This is a genomic window from Candidatus Pelagibacter sp. HIMB1636, from assembly GCF_052047675.1.
Taxonomy (GTDB): Bacteria; Pseudomonadota; Alphaproteobacteria; order Pelagibacterales; family Pelagibacteraceae; genus Pelagibacter.
Genome location: NZ_JBNAJP010000001.1, coordinates 1009447 through 1028308, shown reverse-complemented (window position 1 = coordinate 1028308; position 18862 = coordinate 1009447). Strand labels below are relative to the sequence as shown.

At 28.9% G+C, this 18862-nt stretch carries 21 protein-coding genes; 10 read left to right on the top strand and 11 right to left on the bottom strand.

Annotation, left to right across the window (positions count from 1 at the left end; genetic code table 11):
* Nucleotide 1: 1 nt before the first annotated feature.
* Together ACTTA6_RS05375 and ubiA are read right to left on the bottom strand one after the other, a co-directional pair.
* Nucleotides 2-1738 (bottom strand): ABC transporter ATP-binding protein, encoded by a 1737-nt coding sequence (locus ACTTA6_RS05375; protein ID WP_440613769.1) that lies wholly within the window; start codon nucleotides 1736-1738, stop codon nucleotides 2-4.
* On the bottom strand, nucleotides 1738-2604 hold the full coding sequence (gene ubiA, locus ACTTA6_RS05370) for a 4-hydroxybenzoate octaprenyltransferase (RefSeq protein ID WP_440613770.1): 867 nt from the start codon (nucleotides 2602-2604) through the stop codon (nucleotides 1738-1740). Before ubiA ends, ACTTA6_RS05375 begins: the two co-directional genes overlap by 1 nt.
* Before the next feature lie 52 nt (nucleotides 2605-2656).
* Here ubiA and ACTTA6_RS05365 point away from each other — a divergent pair, with 52 nt between their 5' ends.
* Entirely contained in the window at nucleotides 2657-3061 is a 405-nt protein-coding gene (locus tag ACTTA6_RS05365) for a DUF2721 domain-containing protein (RefSeq protein ID WP_075506429.1), read from the top strand.
* Here the strand turns inward: ACTTA6_RS05365 and ACTTA6_RS05360 are convergent.
* The 3 genes from ACTTA6_RS05360 to ACTTA6_RS05350 are packed head-to-tail and all read right to left on the bottom strand — an operon-like array spanning nucleotide 3058 to nucleotide 5553.
* A complete protein-coding gene (locus tag ACTTA6_RS05360; RefSeq protein WP_440613771.1) occupies nucleotides 3058-4029 on the bottom strand; it encodes a quinone oxidoreductase family protein in 972 nt (323 codons plus the stop codon). The two genes, ACTTA6_RS05365 and ACTTA6_RS05360, sit on opposite strands and share 4 nt — an antisense overlap.
* A 3-nt stretch (nucleotides 4030-4032) precedes the next feature.
* Complete coding sequence (locus tag ACTTA6_RS05355; protein ID WP_440613772.1) at nucleotides 4033-4869, bottom strand: pirin family protein; 837 nt, start codon at nucleotides 4867-4869, stop codon at nucleotides 4033-4035.
* A gap of 18 nt (nucleotides 4870-4887) precedes the next feature.
* Nucleotides 4888-5553, bottom strand: coding sequence for a haloacid dehalogenase type II (locus tag ACTTA6_RS05350; RefSeq protein WP_440613773.1), 666 nt, complete (start codon nucleotides 5551-5553; stop codon nucleotides 4888-4890).
* A gap of 16 nt (nucleotides 5554-5569) precedes the next feature.
* Between ACTTA6_RS05350 and ACTTA6_RS05345 the strand changes: the two genes are divergently transcribed.
* From ACTTA6_RS05345 to ACTTA6_RS05305, 9 genes are all read left to right on the top strand, one after another.
* Nucleotides 5570-6271 carry an RsmE family RNA methyltransferase gene (locus ACTTA6_RS05345; protein ID WP_440613774.1) on the top strand — a complete coding sequence of 234 codons (702 nt, stop codon included), beginning with the start codon at nucleotides 5570-5572 and terminating at the stop codon, nucleotides 6269-6271.
* Between the two features lie 60 nt (nucleotides 6272-6331).
* Complete coding sequence (gene coxB, locus ACTTA6_RS05340) at nucleotides 6332-7147, top strand: cytochrome c oxidase subunit II (protein WP_428080982.1); 816 nt, start codon at nucleotides 6332-6334, stop codon at nucleotides 7145-7147.
* Between the two features lies 1 nt (nucleotide 7148).
* Complete coding sequence (ctaD, locus tag ACTTA6_RS05335) at nucleotides 7149-8783, top strand: cytochrome c oxidase subunit I (protein ID WP_440613775.1); 1635 nt, start codon at nucleotides 7149-7151, stop codon at nucleotides 8781-8783.
* Nucleotides 8784-8813: 30 nt separating this feature from the next.
* Nucleotides 8814-9725: a heme o synthase gene (cyoE, locus tag ACTTA6_RS05330; RefSeq protein ID WP_440613776.1), complete on the top strand. Its 912-nt coding sequence runs from the start codon at nucleotides 8814-8816 to the stop codon at nucleotides 9723-9725.
* 121 nt (nucleotides 9726-9846) lie between these two features.
* The gene (locus tag ACTTA6_RS05325; protein WP_440613914.1) at nucleotides 9847-10377 is read left to right on the top strand and encodes a cytochrome c oxidase assembly protein; all 531 of its coding nucleotides are present in this window, start codon (nucleotides 9847-9849) and stop codon (nucleotides 10375-10377) included.
* A 10-nt stretch (nucleotides 10378-10387) separates the two neighbouring features.
* The gene (locus ACTTA6_RS05320; RefSeq protein WP_440613777.1) at nucleotides 10388-11176 is read left to right on the top strand and encodes a cytochrome c oxidase subunit 3; all 789 of its coding nucleotides are present in this window, start codon (nucleotides 10388-10390) and stop codon (nucleotides 11174-11176) included.
* Between the two features lie 10 nt (nucleotides 11177-11186).
* The gene (locus tag ACTTA6_RS05315; protein ID WP_440613778.1) at nucleotides 11187-11840 is read left to right on the top strand and encodes an SURF1 family protein; all 654 of its coding nucleotides are present in this window, start codon (nucleotides 11187-11189) and stop codon (nucleotides 11838-11840) included.
* Complete coding sequence (gene thrC / locus ACTTA6_RS05310) at nucleotides 11840-13222, top strand: threonine synthase (protein WP_440613779.1); 1383 nt, start codon at nucleotides 11840-11842, stop codon at nucleotides 13220-13222. Before ACTTA6_RS05315 ends, thrC begins: the two co-directional genes overlap by 1 nt.
* Nucleotides 13219-13704: a peroxiredoxin gene (locus ACTTA6_RS05305; protein ID WP_440613780.1), complete on the top strand. Its 486-nt coding sequence runs from the start codon at nucleotides 13219-13221 to the stop codon at nucleotides 13702-13704. Before thrC ends, ACTTA6_RS05305 begins: the two co-directional genes overlap by 4 nt.
* Here the strand turns inward: ACTTA6_RS05305 and rnhA are convergent.
* From rnhA to ACTTA6_RS05275, 6 genes are read right to left on the bottom strand one after another with little or no spacing between them, the layout of a single operon-like run.
* A complete protein-coding gene (rnhA, locus tag ACTTA6_RS05300) occupies nucleotides 13696-14121 on the bottom strand; it encodes a ribonuclease HI (protein ID WP_075506416.1) in 426 nt (141 codons plus the stop codon). The genes ACTTA6_RS05305 and rnhA overlap by 9 nt on opposite strands.
* Nucleotides 14121-15086 carry a homoserine kinase gene (locus ACTTA6_RS05295; protein ID WP_440613781.1) on the bottom strand — a complete coding sequence of 322 codons (966 nt, stop codon included), beginning with the start codon at nucleotides 15084-15086 and terminating at the stop codon, nucleotides 14121-14123. The genes rnhA and ACTTA6_RS05295 overlap by 1 nt, the downstream gene beginning before the upstream one ends.
* Complete coding sequence (ispH, locus tag ACTTA6_RS05290) at nucleotides 15087-16031, bottom strand: 4-hydroxy-3-methylbut-2-enyl diphosphate reductase (protein WP_440613782.1); 945 nt, start codon at nucleotides 16029-16031, stop codon at nucleotides 15087-15089.
* Nucleotides 16012-16959 carry a Brp/Blh family beta-carotene 15,15'-dioxygenase gene (locus tag ACTTA6_RS05285; protein ID WP_440613783.1) on the bottom strand — a complete coding sequence of 316 codons (948 nt, stop codon included), beginning with the start codon at nucleotides 16957-16959 and terminating at the stop codon, nucleotides 16012-16014. The genes ispH and ACTTA6_RS05285 overlap by 20 nt, the downstream gene beginning before the upstream one ends.
* Nucleotides 16960-18024 carry a lycopene cyclase family protein gene (locus ACTTA6_RS05280; protein WP_440613784.1) on the bottom strand — a complete coding sequence of 355 codons (1065 nt, stop codon included), beginning with the start codon at nucleotides 18022-18024 and terminating at the stop codon, nucleotides 16960-16962. It abuts the gene before it with no gap.
* Nucleotides 18011-18862: a phytoene/squalene synthase family protein gene (locus tag ACTTA6_RS05275; RefSeq protein ID WP_440613785.1), complete on the bottom strand. Its 852-nt coding sequence runs from the start codon at nucleotides 18860-18862 to the stop codon at nucleotides 18011-18013. Before ACTTA6_RS05275 ends, ACTTA6_RS05280 begins: the two co-directional genes overlap by 14 nt.

The window sequence follows — 18862 nt, the reverse complement described above, 5'->3', positions numbered from 1 at the left end:
TTTACTTTTGTATTTGTTTTTCATAAAAACTTTTATAAAGATTAGAATTTTTAAGCAAATCTTCGTGTTTTCCATTATCAATAATTTTTCCTTTATCAATCAAGTAAATATTATTAGAATTTAAAATGGTTGAAAGTCTATGAGCTATAACAACTGTTGTTTTATTTTTAGTTAAAATTTTTAAAGCTTCTTGAATTTTTGTTTCCGTTTCTGAGTCTAAGGATGAAGTTGCTTCGTCAAGAAGAATGATTGAACTATCTTTCATCATAGCTCTAGCAATTGAAAGCCTCTGTTTTTCTCCTCCAGATAATCTAACTCCATTTTCACCAATCATAGTCTCATATTTGTTGGGTAAATTATTTATAAATTCTTCACAAAAAGATAATTTTGAAACTTTATAAATCTCTTCATCAGTAGCTTGCTGTTTAGCATACTTAATATTATTCATAATAGTATCATCAAAAAGTGTAGTTTCTTGACTTACAAGAGAAATTTCATTTCTTAGAGTCTTAATGCTTACATCATATATTGATTGATCGTCTATTGTAATATCTCCAGAAACTCTATCGTAAAATCTAGGAATTAAATTCATAATTGTAGATTTACCTGAACCACTATGCCCAACTAATGATGTCATTTTACCTCCTTCAAATTCTAAACTTATTGAATTTAAAGTTTGTTCTCCTTGCTCCTCATAGGCAAAATTAACATTAGAAAATTTAATTTTTGAATTTTTTATTTTAAGAGCTTCTGAATTAATTTTATCTTTTATTTTGTTTTCTTGATCAATTATTGGAAGAATCCTGGAGGCTGCAGATAAACCTTGATTTGCTACTAAGTTAAGTGTGGATAGAGCTCTTACAGGTTGATAAGCTAGCATCATCGCAGCTAAAAAAGAGAAAAAGTTATTAATTTCCAGTTGACCCTTAGACATCAATAAACCTGAATAAAATATTAAAATTGCAATCATAATTCCAGTCAAGGTCTCCATTATTGGAGACATTCGCACAAAAACAGTTTGAATTTTTTGATTTTTTTCTTTTAGTTCAGTTAAAAATTTATCTGCTCTATTTTTTTCATATTCTTCTTTTTGGAAAATTTTTATCAGTTTATGGTTTTTAAATAATTCAACTAAATAAGTTGTGAGAAATCCTGATTTTTGTTGTGCTTCAGTAGTAACTTTACTGATTCTTTTACCTAAAATTTTAGCAGATACACTGGCCAAAGGTATCATAATTATTGAAATTAAAGCCAATTTCCAATTTTGCATAAACATTACAATCAACAAACCAATAAGGGTTAAAGAATCTTTAAACAAAGTTAATATTGCATTACTTAGCAAGTTAGTAATATGAGTTACATCATAAGTAAGATTTGAAATAAATTTACCTGAGTGTTTCTTGTCAATTATTTGTGTATCAGTCCCAACTAAATTATTTACCATGTCGTATTGAAGTTTTTTTTTAATTGACTCTCCTACAACTATCATTGTTGCTTTTGCAAAATACAAAGACAAACCTTTAGTCGTAAAAGCAAATACAATCATCAACGGTATCAAAATTAGTAATGATTGCTCTTTATCAATGAAAAGTTTTTTAATAGCAGGATCTAGAAGCCATGCGATGGATGATGTACTTCCTGCAACCAATATAGATAAAAATGCTGACAAAAAGATTTTATTTAAATAACTCTTTGAGTAATCCTCATACAATCTTTTATAAATTTCAGATTTCTTCATTAAAAGTTTTGAACAATTAAAATATTGATTAAAATTATTAGACCAAACAAATTGTTGCTCTTAAAAGCTTTCAAACAACTTATGGGATCTTTAAGATTAAAAATTTTCATTTGGTAAAAAAATAAATGGATAATAGGTATTAAAAGTAAAAAATAATAAACATAATGAAATTCCATAAAAATACCTCCTACAAAAAATAGAACTATTAAAATGGAATAACATAAAAAAAGAAATTTTTTTGCACTTCCTTTAAACTTTATAGATGTTGATTTTAGCCCTATAATTTCGTCATCCTTAATATCCTGGAATCCATACATCGTGTCATAGCCTAATGTCCAAAATATGGCTCCAAAATAAAACAAGATAGGGATTATATTAATTTCAGCATTTATTGCTGTCCATCCAAGTATCAAGCCATAATTGAAAGTAATACCTAAAAATAATTGAGGCCAATAAGTAAATCTCTTCATTAAAGGATATGTAAATGCAAGTGGCATTGAACCTAAAGCAAGAATTATAGTAAATAGGTTAAAATTAATTAAAACTATAAAAGCTAATAAGCAAAGAATAATTGAGTAAACAATTGCCAGGTTTACAGAAATTTTTCCTGAGGCTATGGGTCGATCTTTAGTCCTAAAAACTTTAGCATCAAATTTTCTATCTAAGATATCATTCACTATACAGCCAGCTGAACGCATTAGAACTGAACCAAGAAAAAATAATATTAAATAAAAATAATAGTCATTCCAACTTGATGAAAAATCATAAGCTAAAGTTAGACCCCACGCACATGGCCAAAATAAAAGCATGTAACCAATTGGTTTTTTTAATCTTGTAAGTTCAATGAAAAGTTTAATTTGGTTCATAATATTTTACTTGTAAATAACAAAGGGTAGTTTCATAATCAAATTGATTCGTATGAACATAGATTACACAGTTACTGCTCTAATGTTTCCAGCTATTCCGTTACTTATGAGTGTTTATAGCAACAGATTTCATTCCCTAAGTATTTTAATTCGCCAACTCCATGACGAGCATGTTTATGAAAAGCATATTCCACCTGAATGGAAAAAGCAGTTTATTAATTTAAGTGGCAGGATAACACTTCTTAGATGGACAATTTTATTTGCTTCATTTGGCTTCCTATTTAATATGCTTACTGTTTTTGCACTTTATTTAGATGAAGTATTTGCAGCGAGAGTAATTTTTGGCTCATGTTGTCTATCCATGATTATATCAATTATTTTTTTTATAAGAGAAATTCAAATTTCAACGAATGCACTTAAACTCCATATGTCTGATATGGACGTGGATGTAAACTAGGGAAGTATAACCGCCGGACCCGTAAGAACTCTAGACTCTAAATCTTTGTGTGCTTGTGCAATATCTTTAAGAGAATATTTTTTTGAAATTTTTACTTTTACTTTTCCGCTTGATGCCATTTCGAATACTTTATTAGCAGCCTCGTCTAACTCTTCTCTTGTTGTAGTGTACTGCATAATACTTGGTCTTGTTAAATAAAGTCCTTTTGGTTGAATTGATTTTGCAACGTTAACTGGATCTAAAGGACCCGATGCATTTCCGAAAGAAACCAACATTCCTCTCAATTTCAAACATTCAATAGAGCCATCAAAAGTATTTTTTCCAACCCCATCATAAACAACAGACAATCCTTTTCCATCTGTGATCTCTTTTACTTTTTCAGCAAAATTATCTTTATTGTAATTAATTACATGGTCGTAACCATTTTGTTTTGCATTTTCTATTTTTTCATCTGAACCAACAGTACCAATTATATTGCATCCTAAACTTTTAGCCCACTGACCAAAAATTTGACCAACACCACCAGCAGCTGCATGGAATAAAATATCTTCACCTGATTTTACAGGATAAGTTTTGTGTAAAAGATAAAATGTAGTTATTCCTTTTGTCATCAAAGTTGCTGCTGTTTCTAAATCAACACTATCAGGAACTTTTACCAAGTTTTTAGTTGGGTAATTCCTATGAGTTGAATAAGCACCAAGAGGAGCTGCACAGTATGCAACTTTATCTCCAACTTTAAAATCTTTTACATCTGAGCCAACTTTAGTTATTTCTCCAGCTCCCTCTAGACCAATTGGAGAGGGAAGAGTTAACGGGTAAAGTCCTGATCGATGATAAGTATCAATATAATTTAAACCAATAGCGTAGTTTTTAATCGTTACTTCATCAGCTTTTGGATCTTCAAGCTTAAGTTCTTTATATTCTAAAACTTCTGGCCCACCTGCTTTTGATATTATTACCGAATTCATAATTTATTTTACAAATGTACCATTATGATAATCTTGAACTGCTTGCAAGATTTCTGCTTTAGTATTCATTACAAAAGGCCCACCTCTTGCAATTTCCTCATTTATTGGTTTTCCAGATATCACAAGAAATTTAGCATCTGTTTTTGCTTTCACTTTAAGCTCCTCACCTTTTGTTAATAATATTAAAGTACTATCTTTAACATTATCATGTTTCTCACTGCCAATTTCTATTTCGCCATTTATTAGATAAATAAATGTATTGTGAGTTGATGGAATATTAAAATTAAATTGTTTGTCTTTATTTAACTCCACATCAAAGTAAACTGGCTCTACATTATGACCTCTCACAGGTCCTTCAGCATTTTCAAATTTACCTGCTATAACTTTAACTTGTTTTTCATCATCTTTATGAACACTCATCTTATCAGCATCTATATAAATGTATTCTGGCTTACTCATTTTTAATTTAGCAGGCATGTTAATCCATAATTGAAAGCCATGAAGTCTTCCTTCTTTCATTGCTGGCATTTCTGAATGAATAATTCCACTTCCTGTTTTCATCCACTGAACATCACCTGCAGTCATTCTTCCTTCTCCACCAGTGCTATCTTTATGTTCAAAATCTCCAGCAAGCATATAAGTAACGGTTTCAATTCCTCGATGTGGATGAGGGGGAAAACCTGCAATATAATCTTCACTATTTTCAGATCCGAATTCATCTAGCATTAAGAAAGGATCAAAGTAATTTGGTTCAACACCAATACTTCTTTTTAACTTTACTCCTGCACCATCCGACGCTGGAATAGGATCTATAATTTTTGATACTTCAATTGATTTCATGGATGTTGATATAATTATCTACTTAGTTATATCAAGTAGACCATTTAAGTTTTTAATTTCATTTTGTGGTGAATAATCAAGTTTATCAAAGATATTATTATTTCTATTTACCCAAATAGAATTGTATCCATAGTTTCCTCCACCAGACACATCCCAAGTATTTGCACTTAAAAAAGCAACTTCATTTTTTTTAATTTTATATTTTTTTATTGGCATATCATAAACTTTAGAGTCAGGCTTAAAAACACCAACTTCCTCGATTGAAAAAATATCGTCAAATAAATTGTCTAATTTATTACTTTGTACTAATTTATTTAACAGAGAAGGTGTACCATTAGAAAGTATTGCTAGTTTAAAATTTTTTTCTTTTAAAGATTTTAATACTTCTGGAACTTCATCAAAAGGAGAGAGAATTTTATATAGATTTAATAATTCTTCCCTCATTGAATTATCTATTTTAAATATACTCATTGATTTATCCAAACTGTCTTCAGTGATTTGCCAAAAATCTTTATGTCTTTTCATTAAGCTTCTAAGCCAGGTATATTCTAATTGTGTAGTTCTCCAATAATTTGCAAAAGCTTCCCACTTATCACCAATTTTATCTTTGCATTTTTCTGCTGCTGAATTTACATCGAATAAAGTGCCGTAAGCGTCAAAAATTATTGCTTTAATATTTTTCATAAACTAATTTAATAATATGAGTAACATTAGATTATATTTTTCTAAAAGTTTATCTAATAATTTAACTGATACACTTGATAAATCTCAATCACATTACTTAAACAAAGTAATGAGAGTTAAAGAAAATGAAATTTTTTCTTTATTTAATAGTAGTGGTGAATGGCAAGCAAAAATTTTAAACATCTCAAAAGGTATTGTTGAATTTAATGTTACAAAACAATTAAGACAAAAAGAAAATTCTAAAGAATTGTGGTTGGCATTTTCTCCAATTAAATCAAATTACTTTAATTTTATGATTCAAAAAGCAACTGAGTTAGGAGTTACAAAATTTATTCCAATAATATTTGATAGAACGATTGTTCGTAGAATAAATAAAGAGCGATTAGAGAAAGTAATTATTGAGGCGTCCGAACAATCAAATAGAATTAATGTTCCAGATATTGAGGACCCAAAATCATTGGATAGTTTTTTAAATAGTAATGAAATTGATTTAATTTTTACTGATCTAAATTCTGAAAATACCAAAATAGATTTAAAGAAGGTTACAGATAGACCTACATGTGTAATTATAGGTCCAGAAGGAGATTTTTCTGAAGAGGAAAGGGCTAAGATTCTAAAATTTAGCGGAGTTCAACCATTGAAAATTAATGATAATATATTGAGATCTGAAACAGCTGTAATTTCAGCTATATCGATCATAAAATACGCCATAAATTGATATTTTGTCGCGAAAACTAAAGTGTAATTTTTTTGAAGACGTTCTATATAGGGTAAAAAAATGAAAAAAATTTTAATAACAATTCTTTCAATTTTAACTCCTGCAGTTGCGTTTGCTAACCAGCCAAAAGATTGGCAATTAGGTTTTCAAAAAGCTGCATCAGAGTCTATGAGAGATATTGTTAATTTCCATGACAAATTGTTGTTACCAATCATAATTGCAATAAGTGTCTTCGTTTTATTTTTGATGGTCTATGCATGTATCAGATTTAGAGCATCAGCAAATCCAGTTCCTTCAAAAAGAACTCACAATGTTGCTGTAGAAGTTTTATGGACATTAATTCCATGTTTAATTTTAATCGTAATGGCAGTTCCATCGTTTAAAATTTTATATAAACAAGATTCAATACCGAAAGCAGATGTAACAGTTAAGGCAATTGGTTATCAGTGGTACTGGGGATATGAGTATCCAGACGAAAACATTATTTTCGACTCTTACATGATTGAAGATAAAGATTTAAAAGAAAATCAGCCTAGATTATTAGCTGTAGATAATGAACTAGTTGTTCCTGTAAATAAAGTAGTTAAAGTTTTAATTACTGCAAATGATGTTTTACACGCTTGGGCTTTACCATCTTTTGGAGTTAAAAGAGATGCAGTTCCTGGAAGAATAAATGAAACATGGTTTAAAGCAGAAGAAGTTGGAACTTATTATGGACAGTGTTCTGAGCTTTGTGGAATTAAACATGCTTTTATGCCGATTACAGTAAGAGTAGTTTCTGAGGAGGAGTATCAAGAATGGCTTACTGGTGCTAAAATAAAATTTGCAAAAGAAATTAATGAAGAAGATCAATTTAAAAAACTAGCGAGTAAATAATATGTATACACAAACTGCATCACACGACGATCATCATACGCCAACTGGTTGGAAACGTTGGGCATATTCAACTAATCACAAAGATATTGGTACAATGTACCTTATATTTGCAATTGTTGCTGGTGTGATCGGAACTGCATTCTCAGTTTTAATGAGAATGGAATTAATGCATCCAGGTGATGGAATTTTAGGTGGAAATTATCATTTATATAACGTTTTAGTTACAGGTCATGGTTTAATCATGATCTTCTTTATGGTGATGCCAGCAATGATTGGTGGTTTTGGAAATTGGTTTGTACCAATTATGATTGGTGCGCCTGACATGGCATTCCCAAGAATGAATAATATTTCATTTTGGTTACTACCAACTTCATTCATTTTATTAATCATGTCTATATTTATGGATGGCCCTCCAGGTCAAACTGGAGTTGGTGGTGGATGGACAATCTATCCTCCTTTATCATCTACAGCAGGACAGCCTGGTCCAGCAATGGACTTTGCTATTTTAAGTTTACACTTAGCAGGAGCGTCTTCAATTTTAGGAGCAGTAAACTTTATTACTACAATTTTAAACATGAGAACCCCAGGTATGACATTGCATAAAATGCCTTTATTTGCTTGGTCAATTTTAGTTACAGCATTCTTATTACTTTTATCACTTCCAGTATTAGCAGGTGCAATTACGATGCTATTAACGGATAGAAATTTTGGAACTGCGTTCTTTGATGCTCAAACAGGTGGAGACCCAGTATTATTTCAACACTTATTCTGGTTCTTTGGCCATCCTGAAGTTTACATTTTAATTTTACCAGGTTTTGGAATGATCAGTCATATTGTTTCAACATTCTCTAGAAAACCAGTATTCGGATATTTAGGAATGGCATATGCAATGGTAGCAATTGGAATAGTTGGTTTCGTTGTATGGGCTCACCACATGTATACAGTTGGTTTAAGTACAGACACTAAAGCTTATTTCTTGGCAGCGACGATGATCATTGCCGTTCCTACGGGAATTAAAATATTTTCTTGGATAGCAACTATGTGGGGTGGTTCAATATCATTTAAGACACCTATGGTTTGGGCTTTAGGGTTTATATTTTTATTTACAGTTGGTGGAGTTACAGGTGTAGTTCTTGCAAACGCAGGTGTAGATACAGCAATGCATGATACTTACTATGTGGTAGCTCACTTCCACTATGTATTATCTTTAGGAGCAGTGTTTGCAATTTTTGCTGGCTTTTATTACTGGTTTGGAAAAATGACTGGTTATGAATACTCAGAGTGGATGGGCCAACTTCACTTCTGGTTAACATTTATAGGTGTAAACTTAGTTTTCTTCCCACAACATTTTTTAGGCCTCGCTGGAATGCCAAGAAGATACGCTGATTATCCAGATGCATTTGCTGGTTGGAATTACATATCTTCAATCGGATCTTATATTTCAGTAATAGGCTTGGTAGTATTCTTTGCGAATTTAATTTACGCATTTTATAAGAAAAAAGCTGCTGCGCAAAATCCTTGGGGTGAAGGTGCAACAACTTTAGAATGGACAGTACCGTCTCCTCCTAATTTTCATACTTTTGAAGAATTACCAAAGTTTGAAGATGAAGAGGGTGCAGAAAAATCTACTACTTAATAAGTATTTAGATTTTTTGTCTAAAAATAAATGATTAAGTCTAAGTTAAAAAATAGAAATCTCAGTCAAGAGGACGTATTCAATTTCTCTGAGCTGTTTAAACTTATGAAGCCAAGAGTAATGTCTCTTGTAATTTTTACTTGTGCTGTTGGTTTGTTAATGGCACCTAATATCATTCCAACTAAAGATGCTATCATTGGTATAATTTTAGTTTCTATTGGAGCAGGTGCTGCTGGAGCGTTGAATATGTGGTATGAGTCTGATCTAGATGCATTAATGACAAGGACTTGTTTAAGACCTATACCTACTGGAAAAGTTAATAAAAATCAGGCTTTGATTTTTGGTATCACTTTATCAATATTTTCTGTTGTTGCTTTGGATTATTTTGCAAATACAATTTCAGCAGCTTTGTTGTTGTTTACAATTTTGTTTTATGTGCTGGTTTATACTGTTTGGCTTAAAAGAAAAACGCCTCAAAATATAGTAATTGGAGGTGCTGCAGGAGCATTACCCCCTGTAATCGGTTGGACTATAGCAACTAATTCACTTTCATTAGAGCCATTAACTTTCTTTTTAATTATCTTTTTTTGGACGCCATCACATTTTTGGGCGCTAAGCTTGTATAAATCTGACGATTATAAAAAAGCAAATATTCCAATGCTTCCATTGACCAATGGTGTTGAAAGTACAAAATTAAATATATTTATTTATTCATTAATAATGCTTCCAGTTATTGTTTTTCCATATGCAATTAGTTTTGTTGGTCTAGTGTTTTTAATTCCATCATTAATTTTGACAATTTATTATAATTACTTATGTTTTGAACTTTACAAATTTAAGAAGAACAAGTTTGATGCAAAAAAAGCAAAAACAATTTTTGGATACTCGATATTATATTTGTTTTTAGTTTTTGTATTTTTCTTAATAGATAAAATTTTATGATAACACCCGATAAAAAAACTAAGAAAAAAAATATTATTACCGCTTTAGCAATTTTAGCTTTTATGGTTTTTTTGTTTGTTTTTACATTATATAACGTTGGCGTATTTGATAGGCAGATATGATTAAGAGCAAAACATTAACTCCATTACTTCTAGCAGGTATTTTTTGTTTAATGTTAGGTTTATCTTTTGCGGCAGTACCCTTATATGATCTTTTTTGTCGTGTAACTGGCTTTGGAGGAACAACCCAAGTATCTAAAGAAGCCCCGAAAATAGTTTTAGATAAAGTTGTAAGTGTAAGATTTGATACGAATGTAAACAATCTCACTTGGAATTTTAAGGCAAAATCAAATGTCATTGATGTTAAGGTTGGTCAGGTAAATAGAATTGAGTTTGAGGTTGAGAACTATGGAGACGAAACAACCTATGGAGTTGCTAGTTTCAATGTTTCGCCTGCAAGTTTTGGTAAATATTATAGTAAATTAGGCTGTTTTTGCTTCGAAAAACAGGAACTTAAGGCAGGTGAGAAGGCAACTTATATTATGACTTTTTATTTGGACCCAGAACTGGTAAATGATCCAACAGTTAAAAACTTACAGGATGTAACTATGTCGTATACTTTTTTCTCGACAGATTATTATAAACAATCATAATTAAAAAAATATGTCAGCTGAAAAAAAACATGATTATCACTTAGTAGACCCAAGTCCTTGGCCTATATTTACATCTTTTGCATGCTTGGTACTAGCTATTGGAGCAATTTTTTATATGCACAATGATGTATCTTGGGGAATGTATTTAGGATTAGCCCTTGTGATTTATGCAGCTTATATGTGGTTCAGAGATGTTGTGATTGAAGCTGAACATCAAGGTCACCATACTCCAGTTGTTCAAATCCATCATAGATATGGAATGACGTTATTTATTGCTTCTGAAGTTATGTTTTTCGTTGCATGGTTTTGGGCATATTTTGATATAAGTTTGTTCCCAAATGAGTTTGTTGGAAATGTTTGGCCTCCACAAGACATAGAAACTTTTGATCCATGGGACATTCCATTAATCAATACACTAGTTTTACTATTATCTGGTACTACAGTAACTTGGGCTCACCACTCTTTATTAGAAGACGATAGAAAGGGTTTTATTCAAGGATTAACAGCAACTGTTGCACTAGGCTTCTTTTTTACTTTGTTACAGGCTTACGAATATTATCACGCTACATTTGATTATTCAGGACATATTTATGGTGCAGTATTTTATATGGCAACAGGTTTTCACGGTTTCCACGTAATTGTTGGAACAATTTTTCTTGCTGTTTGTTTATGGAGAGGAAGATTGGGTCACTTTACGAAAGAACACCACTTTGGTTTTGAGGCAGCTGCTTGGTACTGGCACTTTGTTGATGTTGTTTGGTTATTCTTGTTTGCAGCTATCTACGTTTGGGGAAGTTAATATTTAATCCTTGAAGAATAAGCTTCTATTTTCAGTTTTCGTTTATTTTATAATTTTAGTTTTGTTGTCATTAGGCTTTTGGCAATTGTATAGATTGAGTTGGAAATTAGATCTAATCAATCAAATTGAAAATTCTTTAAAGATTGATCCTGTTGAACTTCAAAATGTAAAAAAAAAAAATTATTTAAGAATAAAAACATCAGGACAAATTGATTTTGAAAAACAAATTTATCTCTATAATCTTAACGAAACTGGTAAACCTGGATTTGAAGTTATTAACCCAATTAAAGTTGGAAATGAAGATTATTTAATTAATAGAGGCTGGATATCTTTTGACCAAAAAAACAAACCAGAAATTAATGCTGTTGATCAAAAAAATATTATTGGTACTTTAATGCTTCAATCAAAATCAAGCTTATTCAAACCCAAGAATGAAGTAGATAAAAATTATTGGTTCACACTAGATCGGGAAGATATTTTGAAATTTACAGGAAAAAACTTTTCAAAATACATTATTTATTTAAACGGTAACTACGAAAACCCAAAACCAAAAGTGATCACTGCTAAAATTTCAAATAACCATAAAAAGTATGCAATTACTTGGTTTTCGATGGCGATTTCAATTCTTTTAATATATTTATACTTTAGAAAAAATAATTATTAATGAGATACGTCAGCACTAGAAATACTTCAAAAACATATGAATTTAAGGATGTTTTTATCAAAGGTCTTGCTGATGATGGGGGATTGTTTATTCCTAGCTCACTTCCAAACTATAGTGAAAGAGAAATTCAAGAATTGAGGTCACTAAATTATTCAGATTTAGCAAAAAAAATTATTTTTCCTTTTATAGGAAATTTTATGGATAAAGATGAATTGTCTAAAATAATTGATAAATCTTATTCTGTTTTTAGGAGAGAAAATGTAATTGATTTCATAAAAATAGGAGATCGATCAGTCTTAGAGTTGTTTCATGGCCCAACACTAGCCTTTAAGGATGTTGCTATGCAACTTCTTGGAAATTTTTATGAATTTTATTTAAGCAAGCAAAAAGAAAAAATTAATATTGTAGTTGCCACATCTGGAGATACAGGGGCAGCAGCTATAGATGCAATAAAAGGAAAAGAAAATTTAAATATTTTTGTACTACATCCTGATAATCGAGTTTCTTCTGTTCAGCGAAAAATCATGACTACTGGAAAACATGAAAATGTATTTAATATCGCTATTAAAGGAAATTTTGATGACTGCCAAAACTTAGTTAAATCAATGTTTTCAGACACAAAATTTTCTCAAGATATTAATATGTCAGGTGTAAATTCAATCAACTGGGCAAGAATTATTGCTCAATGTGTTTATTACTTTTACAGCTATTATCTCATTGAAGATCACACTAAACCCACTAATTTTTCTGTTCCCACAGGGAATTTTGGAGATGTTTACGCAGGTTATTTAGCCAAAAAAATGGGTTTGCCCATTAATAAATTGATTGTTGCAACAAATCAAAATGACATTCTCCACAGAGCTATTTCAAACGGTAATTACGAGGCTGAAACTGTTTCCGAAACTATTTCTCCTAGTATGGATATACAGATTGCAAGTAACTTTGAGAGACTTATTTTTGATTTGAATGATAAGAATTCAGAACAAACATCAAAAGACATGATGAAAATTAAAGAAGAAGGAAAATATTCAATTGATAAAGAAAAGTTAAATTTAATTAATCAAGATTTCTTATCAGCAAGAATGAGCGAGACCGAAACACTTGATATTATTAAGGCTATTTATCAAGAATTTAATATTGTTTTAGACCCTCATACTGCAATTGGTTATGGAGCTTTTGATAAACACAATCTCAATGGTAATAATATTGTGCTAGCAACAGCACATCCATGTAAGTTTCCTGATGCAATTCAAAGTGCTATAAATATTAAAGCTGAGTTACCAAATGAACTTCAATTTATATTAAATGAGAAAGAAAATTATGATATTCTTGAAAATGATATTGAAAAAGTAAAAGAACATATTAAAGATAGATCCAAATGAAAATAAAAGAAAACGATAGCCTACCAAATTCAGAAATTTTTGTTCTTCAAGATGGAGAGCCTGTAAAAAAAAATATAGAAGATTTTTTTAAAGACAAAAAAGTTATAATATTTGGACTACCTGGGGCATATACTTCTGTATGTTCTGCTAAACATTTGCCAGGATATATTAAGATGCATGATCAATATAAAGAAAAAGGTATTGATCATATAATTTGTGTTTCAGTAAATGATCCCTTTGTGATGAATGCTTGGGGTAAACAAAATGATGTTGGTGAAAAAATTGTTATGATGGGTGACCCATTTCTTAATTTCACAAAAGAAATTGGTGCAGATATTGATAAAAGTGGCAGAGGTTTAGGAATTAGATCTAATAGATACACGATGTTTGTTGATAACATGAAGGTTATTAAAATTCAGGAAGAAGCAGATACAGGATCTTGTGAAATCTCAGCAGCAGAAAATTTCTTTAAATTAATCTAGACTTGCAGCTTTTTTAGCTAATAAATCAACTTCTTCATTCAGTGGATTTCCAGCATGAGCTTTAACCCAGTTCCACTTAATCTTAAAATTATTATTCAAATCATGCAATTGAACCCATAAATCTTTATTTTTAACATCTTCTTTATTAGATGTTTTCCAATTATTTTTAATCCAATTGTGGATCCAATCAGTAATTCCATTTTTAACATATTTAGAATCCGTGTAGATTTCTATCAAATCTTCAGAATTTACTTCTTTTAATGCATTGATTGTCGCCATTAATTCCATTCTATTATTTGTTGTATCTTTTTCACTTCCACTTATTTTTTTCACTTCATTATCAGTGCATATTATTGCTGCCCATCCACCATTTCCTGGATTTTTTAAACATGAGCCATCAGTATAAATTTTAATCATTAAATCAAATAATCTTTAAAACTATTCAAATTGTTATGGATAATAAGTTTTTGATAATATTCGTTTGGATCTTTAATTTTGATTAATGCTGTTTTTGGAGTATTTGTATAATCAAATAGTCTAGTTAACAGATATCTTAGAGCAGCACCTCTGCACAAAATATTTAAATTGTTTTTTTCATTTAAATTAATTTTCTTAACACTGTTGTATCCCTTGATTAATTTATCAACTTTCTTCTTATTAATTAAAAATTTTTTATTTTTTTCATCAAAACATAGTGCATTAATACAGATTGCTATTTCATACATATAGTAATCGTTAGCAGCAAAGTAAAAGTCTATAATTCCCGACAGCTTATTTTTATCAAAAAAAATATTATCTACGAATAAATCACCATGTATAATTCCAGAAGGAAGTTTTTTTGGCCAATTTTTTTTAATATCATTAAAATTATTAAATAAAAATTTTTTCAAATTTGATCCCTTATTTGATTTAAATTTAATACTCTGGAGTAAAGGTTTTAAATATTTTACACCCATTGAATTTTTTCTAGTAAATTTTATCTTCTTAGTAACCATATGCATTTTAGCTACTGCTTTTCCAATAACATAGCAGTCACTTTCGTTAACTTTCTTTTTATCTTTTCCACTTAAGAAAGTCACAATACAGGCTGTTTTATTTTTTAGTTTAATTAAATAATTTTTGTCTTTAGTTTTAAGTGGTCTTGGGCAATTAATTTTTGAATCATTTAAATAATCCATTAATTTCATAAAAAAAGGTATCTCTTTTGGAAGAACTCTCTTCTCAAAAATTGTGAGAATAAACTTTTTATTTTTGGATTTTAAAATGTAATTTGTATTTTCAATTCCTTTAGTAATTCCTTGGAAACTTAAAATTTTTTCAATATTAAACTTGTTATTTATTATATCGATATCACTCTGATTTATTTTTGTATATACAGCCATTTACTTTAATTTGTTAGGAACTTTAAAGATCACATTTTCTTTTATAATTTCTACTTCCTCAACATTTATAGAAAATTTTTTTTTTAATTCATTAATAAAATCTTCTACAAGAATTTCGGGTGCTGATGCTCCTGATGATATACCAATAGTATTTGAATTCTGTATTTGATCAAAAGGAATTTCACTTTCAGAATGAAAAAGGTGTGAATTTTGACAACCTGATTTTTTTGCTACTTCAACAAGTCTAACTGAATTTGAGGAGTTTCTACTACCTATTACAAAAAACATATCACACTTTTTTGCAATATTTTTTACTGCCATTTGTCTATTAGTTGTTGCATAACAAATATCCTCTTTTGCTGGCTCTTTAATGTTTGTAAATCTATCTTTCAAAATCTTTATTATTTCTTTAGTGTCATCAACAGATAGTGTTGTTTGAGTTATATAAGCCAATTTTTCTTTATGATTGGTTGTATACTCCATTGCTTCAGCTTCATTTTGAACCAAATCAATAGATCCTTTAGGTAATTGGCCCATAGTGCCTATTACTTCTGGATGGTTCTCATGTCCAATCAAAATAATATGATAACCAACTTTATTTAAGTTTTCCGCTTCTCTATGAACTTTAGAAACTAGTGGACAAGTAGCATCTACATAAGTCATTTTATAATTTTCAGCATCTTCTGGTATTTTTTTTGGAACACCGTGCGCAGAAAAAATAACAGGTCTAGATTTGTCATTAATTTCCTCTAATTCTTCAACAAAGATAGCACCTTTATTTTTTAAATTATCAACAACATGCTTGTTATGAACGATTTCGTGTCTAACGTAAACTGGCGATCCATATTTTTGAATAGATTTTTCTACAATCTCTATAGCTCTCTCAACACCAGCACAAAAACCTCTTGGAGCAGAAAGTAAAATTTTAATTTGTTTGTTTTTCATTTTTCTCTAAAAAATATTCCAGCAATATATGTGGAAAGGTTAAAGACGCCAAACCAATAAAAATTAGTTTTAAGATTGCATCATCTAAATAATTAACGTCATTTAACAAAAATAATACAATTATTGAAATAAAGATTGTTAAAAGAGTAAGTGGTAAAGTCTTTAAAATAAATAATTTTAGTCCATTCTGGAGATTGTTTTCATCAAGGTCGATCGCAAGCGAAATAGAGTGCCTCACAGAATGTAAAAAACAAAAATAAATTGTAAATGCTGTTAAAGGAGTAAAGTAGTAATTTAAAATTATAATTGAGAAATAATCAAAAAAAATAGTGAATTTTTTTAATTCAAACTTATCAATAAATAAAAATACACTTGATAATGAACTCAAAATAATTGATATCTCGATTATCTTTTTTTCTTCTAAAAATTCTAAGAATAAATAAAAATTTTCATTAACAACAAGTAATGATTTGAATATTTTCACAGTATCATCAAAATGAAAAAAAAGCGGGGCAAGAATTATGAGCGATCCTTTTAAAAGGTATAATAATTGAATTAAGTACGATTTTTTGTTTATTAAAAATTGTGTATCTTCTTTACCAAAATGAAATGCTGCCACTATAAGAAAAACTAACAGTGTTGTTGCAGGTAAGAGTGACCAAATAATAATGACACAAACCGCTATAAAAATATAAAAGATATAGAAAATATATATTCTTTCAAAATTAAACAATTTAAGAAGTTTTTTACCTTTAATATTATCTAATGCACCGTGTGAAACTCCAATAGTTAAAATTAAAAATAAGCATATTGATGATGAAATATCTAAATAATTTAATTTAAACATCACAACAGAAAATAGATTAATTAGTAAAAAAAATATAAATGAATGATTAAGGTTAATTTTTTTAATTAATTGATTAGTCATTTAAAATAATTCTTTTAAAAATTTCCATTTAGGCATTTTTAAAATTATTTCTAAATCTTCAAAAAAATTACTTTTATTAGATAAGAAATTAATAGCAGTCTTAGGTGAACTATTGAACATTTTAAAAAAAATTTCCCCCATATCTGAAGAGTTATTTCTTAAAACTTTCAAAAAAATATTGTCCAAAAAATCATATTTTTTCTTAATTTTAAACAATTTAGCTTTAGAAATATTTTCAATGTTTTCTGTTATATATTTGCTGTGTTCCTGAATATTTAAAAAAGTATAACCCGTGCTTAATCTTGTCATATCACCGGCTGATCCAATATATATTTCATTTAATTTTTTTAGATTTTTATTTCTAAATAAAGGTATAGAGCCTTCCTCTTTAAAATTGATTTTATAATTTCTGATATTTAAATGGTTTTTTAAGTATTGATCTATTTGATTATCATAATCTTTTATATTTTCATTACTTAAATTTGATATCCAGGTAGTTTCCACAAGAGCACTTTTTTTTGAAAAAGGTAAAGTGTAAAAAAAATGAACCTCATTTTTTTGATCACACGCAAAATCCATTAAGTTAAATATTTGGTCATCAAAAAAATCTTTTTCTGTTTCAATTTCTACACCACAAAAATGTTGCCACAAATTATTTGTATTATTTTCAAAACTTGGAACGCTGTTAAAAATTATTGAATTTGATAATTCAACATCATTAATATTCTTAAAAAATTTTATATTTTCATTTAATTTAAGTTTTGAGAGAATTTTGTCATAAAATTTTCCAGTATCTATAGATTGATAAGGTGTTAGCTTGCAATCAATAAACTTTGTATCATTAGGAATGTTTATAGAAAAATTATTCCAACTTTTTTTTACACAATCATCAAAATTATGTGGAAATACTTTCCAAAATGACCAAGTTTTGTCTCTTTTATATTCGTCCCTAGGCTCAATTATAGCCAAAGATTTATTTTTTAATTTATCAGAAATTTCAAGTTCATAAGCCAAAGACAAACCTGCACAACCACCACCGATAATTATATAATCAAAATCTTTCATTTAAATTTATCTCTTCATTAATTAATGAATGATCATGTTCAATGTTATTATCATTTTTATTTGTAAATGTTAAAATTATTAAATCAAATATTGATAAAAAAGTTTCAATAATTTTTTCAATTTTTGTTACATAAATTTTTCCAGAATTTTTATAATTTTCTAAATTATTTTTATTAATTATTTTGTGTCCAATTTTCCTGTAGACTCGCCTTGCAACTAAAATAGAGAATCTGAAACTTAAAGGTATTTCTTTAATTGAGTAAAAAGATTTTTCATAAAATCTTTCAGATAAAGAAATGGTAGATTTGATATCGTTGAAATTTTCATTGATATAAATTCTTTTATTATTTTTATCTTCAATTACGTCTCTTGAAATATTGGTAAGCTGCATTGCTATTCCAAGATCGATAGCTGATTTCAAGGAATCTGTCTTATTAACTTTTAAAATTTTTGCCATCATTAAACCAACTGTACCTGCTACTCTATAAGAGTAAATTAATAACTCTTTTTTTGATTTTAATTCCACTCTTTCTTTAATATCTGAATTAATCCCATCAAATAAATCATTAATTACTTTTGTTGAAATATTGAATTCATCTATAAGTTCCCAAATATTTTTAATAACAATGTTTTGAAAGTTTTTATTTAAAAAATCTTTCTTAAATTTTTCAAATTTAATTATTTTGTCTTCTAATTTTCCTGGATCATCTGCAATATTATCTGCTTCTCTACAAAAATCATAAAGCGCAGAACATTTATCATAAGTTTTTTTTGGTAAAAAAAAACCAGCCCAATTAAATGATTTTGCATATGTTGCTAAATAATTTTTAGTTAACAT